The 6,414-nt window shown below is 66.5% G+C and carries 7 protein-coding genes; 4 read left to right on the top strand and 3 right to left on the bottom strand.

The features are described from left to right. Together AADX97_RS28295 and AADX97_RS28290 are read left to right on the top strand one after the other, a co-directional pair. Positions 1 to 191 (top strand): hypothetical protein (locus tag AADX97_RS28295; protein ID WP_374238600.1); only part of this gene is annotated, 191 nt, incomplete at its 5' end. A 21-nt stretch (positions 192 to 212) separates the two neighbouring features. Beyond that, positions 213 to 428, top strand: a complete 216-nt coding sequence (locus AADX97_RS28290; protein ID WP_374232078.1) for a hypothetical protein — start codon at positions 213 to 215, stop codon at positions 426 to 428. Between the two features lie 78 nt (positions 429 to 506). Here AADX97_RS28290 and AADX97_RS28285 read toward each other — a convergent pair whose 3' ends face one another. Both AADX97_RS28285 and AADX97_RS28280 read right to left on the bottom strand, forming a co-directional pair. Beyond that, positions 507 to 3,605: an AAA family ATPase gene (locus AADX97_RS28285; RefSeq protein ID WP_374232079.1), complete on the bottom strand. Its 3,099-nt coding sequence runs from the start codon at positions 3,603 to 3,605 to the stop codon at positions 507 to 509. Next, the gene (locus AADX97_RS28280) at positions 3,595 to 4,791 is read right to left on the bottom strand and encodes a hypothetical protein (protein ID WP_374232080.1); all 1,197 of its coding nucleotides are present in this window, start codon (positions 4,789 to 4,791) and stop codon (positions 3,595 to 3,597) included. The genes AADX97_RS28285 and AADX97_RS28280 overlap by 11 nt, the downstream gene beginning before the upstream one ends. 243 nt (positions 4,792 to 5,034) lie before the next feature. Between AADX97_RS28280 and AADX97_RS28275 the strand changes: the two genes are divergently transcribed. Then, positions 5,035 to 5,328 carry a hypothetical protein gene (locus AADX97_RS28275; protein WP_374232081.1) on the top strand — a complete coding sequence of 98 codons (294 nt, stop codon included), beginning with the start codon at positions 5,035 to 5,037 and terminating at the stop codon, positions 5,326 to 5,328. 49 nt (positions 5,329 to 5,377) lie between these two features. Beyond that, positions 5,378 to 5,530, top strand: coding sequence for a hypothetical protein (locus AADX97_RS28270; protein ID WP_374232082.1), 153 nt, complete (start codon positions 5,378 to 5,380; stop codon positions 5,528 to 5,530). Positions 5,531 to 6,149: 619 nt separating this feature from the next. Here AADX97_RS28270 and AADX97_RS28265 read toward each other — a convergent pair. After that, on the bottom strand, positions 6,150 to 6,414 hold a 265-nt coding region (locus AADX97_RS28265; RefSeq protein WP_374238695.1), incomplete at its 5' end, for a hypothetical protein.

Genomic DNA, 6,414 nt, shown 5'->3' with positions numbered 1-6,414 from the left:
GGGCAACGGTCGGCTACCGGGGCCGGGACGCCTTCGCCGTGGGTGAAGGCCGACTCCTGCGCCGCTTTCCGATCTATCGGGACGGGGACAGCGACACCGAGCCCACCGGCGGTATGCGGCAACTGCAATACCGCCTGGAGCCGGGCGAGGCCGGTTGGCGGCTCGTCGTGGACCAAGTGCTCGCATACTGACCCGTCTGCGATTCAGCCCCGATGAAGACCCTGGGCCTGCGGCAAGGCACCCCGCAAGGTGCCGGCCTCGCCCGACAGTGCGATGCGCGCATCACCAGCGAGCAGCGCGGCCGGGTCTTCTCCATCGCCGACATGGCCCGGCTTGGCCTCCCGCCCGTTGGATACGAAGGGCAGGGCGCCGGTGAGGAATCCGATCGGTTCCGGCGTTACCTCCTCCTGAGACCCGAGGACTCTTGACCTGTCGATCGGTCTTGCGGGGCGCGGTCGGGGCCGCCCATTTCAACTGATCTCTGGTTTGTTGGCGCTTTCGGATCGTCAACCGCGAGGCCCAAGCCGAGCCGACTGATCATCGGCTGCGTTTGGGTCAAGCCGCAGCTCCGCCAGGATCTCCTCGGCCAGGGCGCGCAGCTCCGGGGGGGCACCTGCGAGGGCGTTCTCTGGGTCATCCGCAGCGGCGGCACCCAACGCGAGTGCGAATGGTTGCAGAAAGTCCGCCCACGCGCTGGCCTCCATCAGCTCCTTGAGAGACGAGCCTAGGCCGATGTGCCGGCACTCGCGGGCCTGCTCATTGAGGCGGTAGAAGGCGTCCTGATCCCCTGCGGCGGCGGCGTGAGTCAGGCGATCAAGTGCCTGGTGGGCCAGGTCGCGGTTGCCGAGCCAGAGCTGGGCCTGGAGCAGCAGGTGGGCATGCCCGAAGCCGCAGTTTAACGGCGGCCGCTCGGTCCCGGCACCCTGCTCGTCCAACGCTTGGGCCAGCGCGACGGCCTGTCGGTAGGCCGCACTCGCCTCTGAGTGTCGTCCCAGGGCCGCCAGCAAGCGTGCCAGGTTTGCCACTGGACAGGGATCCGCGGGGTCCAGCTCGGCGGCGCGGCGGAAGGCGGCCTCCGCTTCGTCTCCGCGGCCGGGCTGCTGGCTCAGCAAGAGGCCGAGGTTGTTCCACGACCGGGCGTGTTGCGGGTCCAGCTCGGCGGCGCGACGGTAGGCGGCCTCCGCCTCGTCCCCGCGGCCGGGCTGCGCGCTCAGCAAGACACCGAGGTTGTTCCAGGGCCCGGCGAACTGCTTGTCCAACTCGGCGGCGCGGCGGTAGGCGGCCTCCGCCTCGTCCCGGCGGCCGGGCTGCGCGCTCATCAAGACACCGAGGTTGTTCCAGGTCCGCGCGTTCTTCGGGTCCACCTCTACGGCGCGGCGATACGCGACCTCCGCCTCGTCCCCGCGGCCGGGCTGAACGCTCAGCAAGAATCCCAAGTTGTTCCAGGGCCAGGCGTATTCCGGGTCCAGCCCGGCGGCGCAGCGGTAGGCAACCTCCGCCTCGTCCCCGCGGCCGGGCTGCTTGCTCAGGACCATGCCCAGGTTGTTCCACGACCGGGCACTCCCAGCGTCCAGGTCCAAGGCATGCCGCACGACCTTCTCGCACCAGGTATCCTGGTGATTCCGCACAAGGAGACGGAGGGCAAGGGCGATGGCCTTCGGGGACTCGCCAAAGCACCCCATGATCTGGTTATGAGCGAGCTTGGAGTCGGGGCAGTCCGGAAAGAAATGGCCGGCCAGCACGGCATCCCGCACGGCGCCGGCCGCGGCCTCCCCATGGTCCTGCGCCCACCGGTCACGTTCGTCCTGGAACGCCTTGAGTCGCTCGCGGTATTCCGGCTCGGTGAGATCCTTGGCAGCATCCGCGAGGTGCTCCTTCTCGGGGAGCGTCAGGGACAGGCTCGACTTCACGGCCTCGATCCACGGCCCGCGGGTGTCGTCCGTCAGATGACGACACAGTGCGAGGCGGGTGTCGAGGGCATCGAATCGAGGCAGGTAGTCGTCGGCCGTGGCATATTCCCGATCCTCACCGTCCAGCTCGAAAATCTCGCCGAGGTCGGCGTAGGTGCGCTCCGCCGTGCGGCGAGCGGCGCGGAAGACGGCCCAGTCCAGGCGGTAATGTTCGGCGTGGCCATCGGGCAGGGCGAGGCTCAAGGCCCGAGAGAACTCGAGCTGCTCGCTGCGGCACAGGCGGCCTCCGCCGTGCTGGCTCGCCCGTTGGCGGGCCAGATCGATCAGCTCGTCCCCGCTGTACCAAAGCCGCATGAACTCCACCAGCCAGGTAAGGCGCTGGCGGAGCCGTCGCGAGGCATAGCGCATCAGGTACCAGACGTTGAACAGGCGCTCGCTGGCCTGGTAGCCAGTGCGCTTGGTGCCCGCCAGCGTCGCCTTCTCCACCAACCCTTCCGCCTCGAGCCGGCCCAACTGGCCGCTGACGGTATTGGTGGCGATGCCCGACACCTGCCCCAGCTCCCGGGCCGAGATCGGCGCCCAATGCTCCATCAGATGGGCGAGCAGCTTGCGGGCCTGGTCGGAGAGGGCCTCCATGCGCGCCTTGTAGAGCGGGGTCATGGTATCCAGGAGGCGACGCAGGTCGCTGTGGACATCGTCCGCCCCGCCCGCGGCGAAGAGCTCGTAGAGCATCACGGTGGTGCGCGGGTTGCCGCCGGTGATGGCGCGCAGGGCCTTGAGCCGCTCCGGGCGGGCGTCGAGGGTGCGGGCCATCTCCCGCTCGGCGTCCTCCCCCGTCAGTCCGCGCCCCGCACCGAAGGTACGGGCGAGGGCCAGCATGGCCTCGCGCATCTCGGCGACCTGCAGGGGGCGAAGCTCCAGGAGCTCGAAGAAGTCCCAGAAGGCGTCCTGGTAGGCGTGCTCGGTCTCCAGCGCCTGATAGCTGGCGCCGAGCCAGAAGAGTCCGGGATCGTGGGAAAGTGTGCCGCGCAGCCGCCACAAGGGGGTCGCACCGCCGTCGATCTTGGTAGCCCTAGGCCCTTGGCCGGATTGCTTGCCCTTGGCGGCCTTTGGCGCGCCGGGCTCGGCGGTCCCGGCCAGGTTGGACAGAAGCAGGTCGGTGCTGTCGATGAGCAGCAGCAGGCGCCGGCCGTTGGATCGAATCCAGTCCCCCAAGCTCTCCAAGGCGGCGGACTCCCGCGCGTCCGCCGGGAGTTCGCCGATGCGGCGGATCTCGCCGTCCAGCCGGCCCAGCTCATCGTTCGATGCGCCTTGGTGCTCCAAGGTGTCGGCCAGGGCATCGAGGACGTTGCGCCACAGCTCGGCCAGGGTGCTGACGGTGTATTGCTCTTCCGGGAAGGTCACCGGGACCCAGCGCTTCGACAGCTCCGGGTCATCCTCCACGGCGAGTGCCAGGCGGCGCAGCAGTGTGGTTTTGCCCATCCCCCTGGGGCCGGTGACCAGCAGGTGCTGGGGAGCGCTGGCGTCCGGGGTCGCGCACAGCCGATCCAGCAGCTCCCGAAGCTCCCGGATGCGAATCACGAAAATGGACCGCAGCTCTTCAGGTCCCCACAGATGGGGGTTGTACTTGACCGTGGCGTTGAGGGGGACCCCCGCAGCCGCGGCCGCTCGGAGCGGGATGGAATCAGCGGCCATGGTTGCGGCGCCAGTAATCGCGGAGGATGAAGGACGGAAACTGGATGCGCTCACCGGATGCGTCCAGGTAGCCGTCTTCCTCCAGGCCAAGCATGGCCTGCTCGAGCCGGGACGCGCGCCGGTCCGGGTCCGGCTCCGACTTGCTCAGGCGCGCCAGCAACTGGCGGCGGGTCAGTCCCTGTTCGGATGTCGCCACCGATCCCAGGATGCGCAGGGTGAAGGGGAGGTCCATGGGGGACAGGTCCCGTTCCAGGCGCTGGTACCAGTGGATGAAGCGGGAGCGCACCGCCAGCAGCCGGTCATAGCCGTCGTCCACATCGGTCGTCAGGAGCCTGCGCGCCTCTGCGCCGGTCTCCTGCGTGCGATCCTGCGCCGCGGACATGGATGAGTCCAGCAGCAGGTTGAGGTAGAAGGGCGAGAGCCAGCCGACGCGGCCGCAGAGATAGGGCAAGGTCTCGGGCTCCGGCACCCAGCCTTCCCGCTCGCACTGGATGGCGAGCATCTCCAGCGCCGCCCGGTCCTTGAAGGGACCGAGCCGGTAGTCGAAGCAGTCGTTGAAATAGGTCCCCAGGCCATGACGGGCGAGCAGCGCATTGAGCCCGATGGACCCCGAAAAGAGGAAGCGGCACACCAAGCCGCTTTGTTGCCGCCACGCACGCAGCCAGGCAAGCAACCTGACCGTGTCGGGCTGGTCGCGCGCCAGGGCTTTCTCTACGAAGACCGAAACCTCGTCAACCAGCAACAACACCGGGGCCTCGGACAACCGCTCCTGCAAGCGCCGTGCATCTTGTGACCAGGCAGCATCCGGCGGGGCCTGAAGCTCGATGCCGCCGCCCACGCCACCGGGAAGCGTCACATCGACCTTGCGCAGCCGAGACATCCAAGCGCCGAGCGCCTCACCTGCGCCACGCAGGTGCCCCGCGATGGTCTCGTCCGGCAAGGCTCGGTTGAGGGCATCGATGAAGCCTGCCGGCGTGTCGACTCCGCCCACATCCACGAGCTTTGCAACCCACCCTTGTCCCGCTGCCCCGTCTGCCAGCCGCTGCAACAGCGAGGTCTTGCCGAGACGTCTCGGACCACTGAGAACAACGTGGTTGTCCTCCAGATGGCGCCAGAGGTCATCCCGCTCATGCTCGCGATCGAAGAACGCCTCCCCATCCGCTTTGCTGCCTAATCTGATCGACATCGCCCCGGTGCCCCTTTGATACAGGATGTCGGCAGTATTGCGTCAAAAATCGCGCACGTCAATATTGACGTAATCTAAAAAGAGATCAGAATTCTAGAGGCAGTTTACCTAGTTCCGTTCCGGCGGCCGTCGCCCGGCATGGCACGGAACCCGCGGTCGTAGTTGCTTCCGCACTCTGATTGCATGTCCGACGCTGCGGTGAACTGCACTCCCGCTCAACAACACAAAACAAGGCTGATGTCCATGAAGAAGATCGCCGTCACCATCGCCGCCTTGTCCCTGGCCGGAGCCGCCAACGCCGGTGTCCCGTTCTTCAACGGCACCTGTCCGGGCGACATCGCGGTTCACGCTGACGAGGGAGGGCCGGTTTACTTGAACGGCAAGGAGGCGAAGCTCAAGAGGTTCAACGACAACTATTTCGAAGCTACGGGTGCCGGGATCACGCTCTCCATCTCCATGAACACGGACGAGACGGTCTCGCTCACCTATACCGGTAAGCACGGCGCCAACGGTGTGTGCGACGTCTCCGGAGCCTGACGACCGAACAAGACGTGCCATTCAGAGCCCTGCACGCGATCGCCGACGGGTGACGAAGACGCTTCTCGTCATGGGTCTCCTCTGGCTGTTTCTGGCCCAAGCCATCGTCGCCGCCGGTAACCTTCCGGACCTGCTGACCCCCGCTGAACGTCCCTGGCTCGACGCCCACCCGCGAATCCGACTCGGCGTCGGCGACGAGTAGGCACCCTGGTTGATTCCGGTCGGGGAGGGGCGCATCACCGGATTCGCCGCGGATCATCTGCGGCTGCTCGGCGAGAAGCTCGGTATCTGCGCGACGGCGACCCTTTGCCGCCGTCGGGGATCGCGGGGTTGACCGGCCGGCGGAAATACCAAGGACAGACCACGGTTTCTGGGGAAATACCAGGTACATGCCACGATTTCTGGGTTATATCGGCAGATCGAGCTGATCGGCGTCGGCTAGCTAACTCTTTCCGCGTTCGGCCGGAAGCGTCGGGCCAAGTGCGCCGAACGACCGTCTTCGTTATCTGTTTTTGAAAGCGTTCACGGCTTTGGACGAAACCACCGTTGGTCGCATCTCAAAGGCCGTTCCGCATGTCTACCGATAGGTCGTTGTCCCGCGCGCACAGATGCACCGAGTGATATCAGGAAACCGTGGTCTGTCCCCGGTTTCCCGGTCAGGGAATTCCCGACGGATTAGTCCCGATGTTTCCGTATGCGGGCAGCCTCTACAATCACCGAGTCAAGTGCGCCGACAACCGATTTCGCCGATGGGCTCGCCGGCGGTCCGGATGACCGACAAACCACCGGACTCGCGCGCGGCGACAGCCTGACTTCAGGATTTACCCCAGACAGAGGCAACCGACATGCAACCAAGTCGTCCTATCCAGACACCCGCAACGGTTGTGATGACCCTGGCACTCGCCGCGCCCGTCGCTGCTTTCGCGTAAGGTACGGATGATGCGGTCCAAGACTGCGAGAACCGCATCCGCAGCGAATACGGCATCAGCGACCTGCGCGACGCCACGGCCGTCCAGTTGAGCGACAGCGAGAAGCACTTCACGGTCGAAGGTAAGGCCAAGGTCGACGGCAAGAAACACCACTGGA

The organism is Thiocapsa sp. C2-2m (assembly GCF_041903745.1).
In the GTDB taxonomy this organism is placed as follows: Bacteria; Pseudomonadota; Gammaproteobacteria; order Chromatiales; family Chromatiaceae; genus Thiocapsa; species Thiocapsa roseilacustris.
The sequence above is the reverse complement of the archived record's forward strand: the minus strand, read 5'-3'. Positions and strand labels throughout refer to the sequence as shown.

Excerpts from the sequence above, each read along its gene's own strand:
- AADX97_RS28290 (WP_374232078.1), top strand. The coding sequence starts at position 213 with ATGAAGACCCTGGGCCTGCGGCAAGGCACCCCGCAAGGTGCCGGCCTC.
- AADX97_RS28285 (WP_374232079.1), bottom strand. The coding sequence starts at position 3,605 with ATGGCCGCTGATTCCATCCCGCTCCGAGCGGCCGCGGCTGCGGGGGTC.
- AADX97_RS28280 (WP_374232080.1), bottom strand. The coding sequence starts at position 4,791 with ATGTCGATCAGATTAGGCAGCAAAGCGGATGGGGAGGCGTTCTTCGAT.
- AADX97_RS28275 (WP_374232081.1), top strand. The coding sequence starts at position 5,035 with ATGAAGAAGATCGCCGTCACCATCGCCGCCTTGTCCCTGGCCGGAGCC.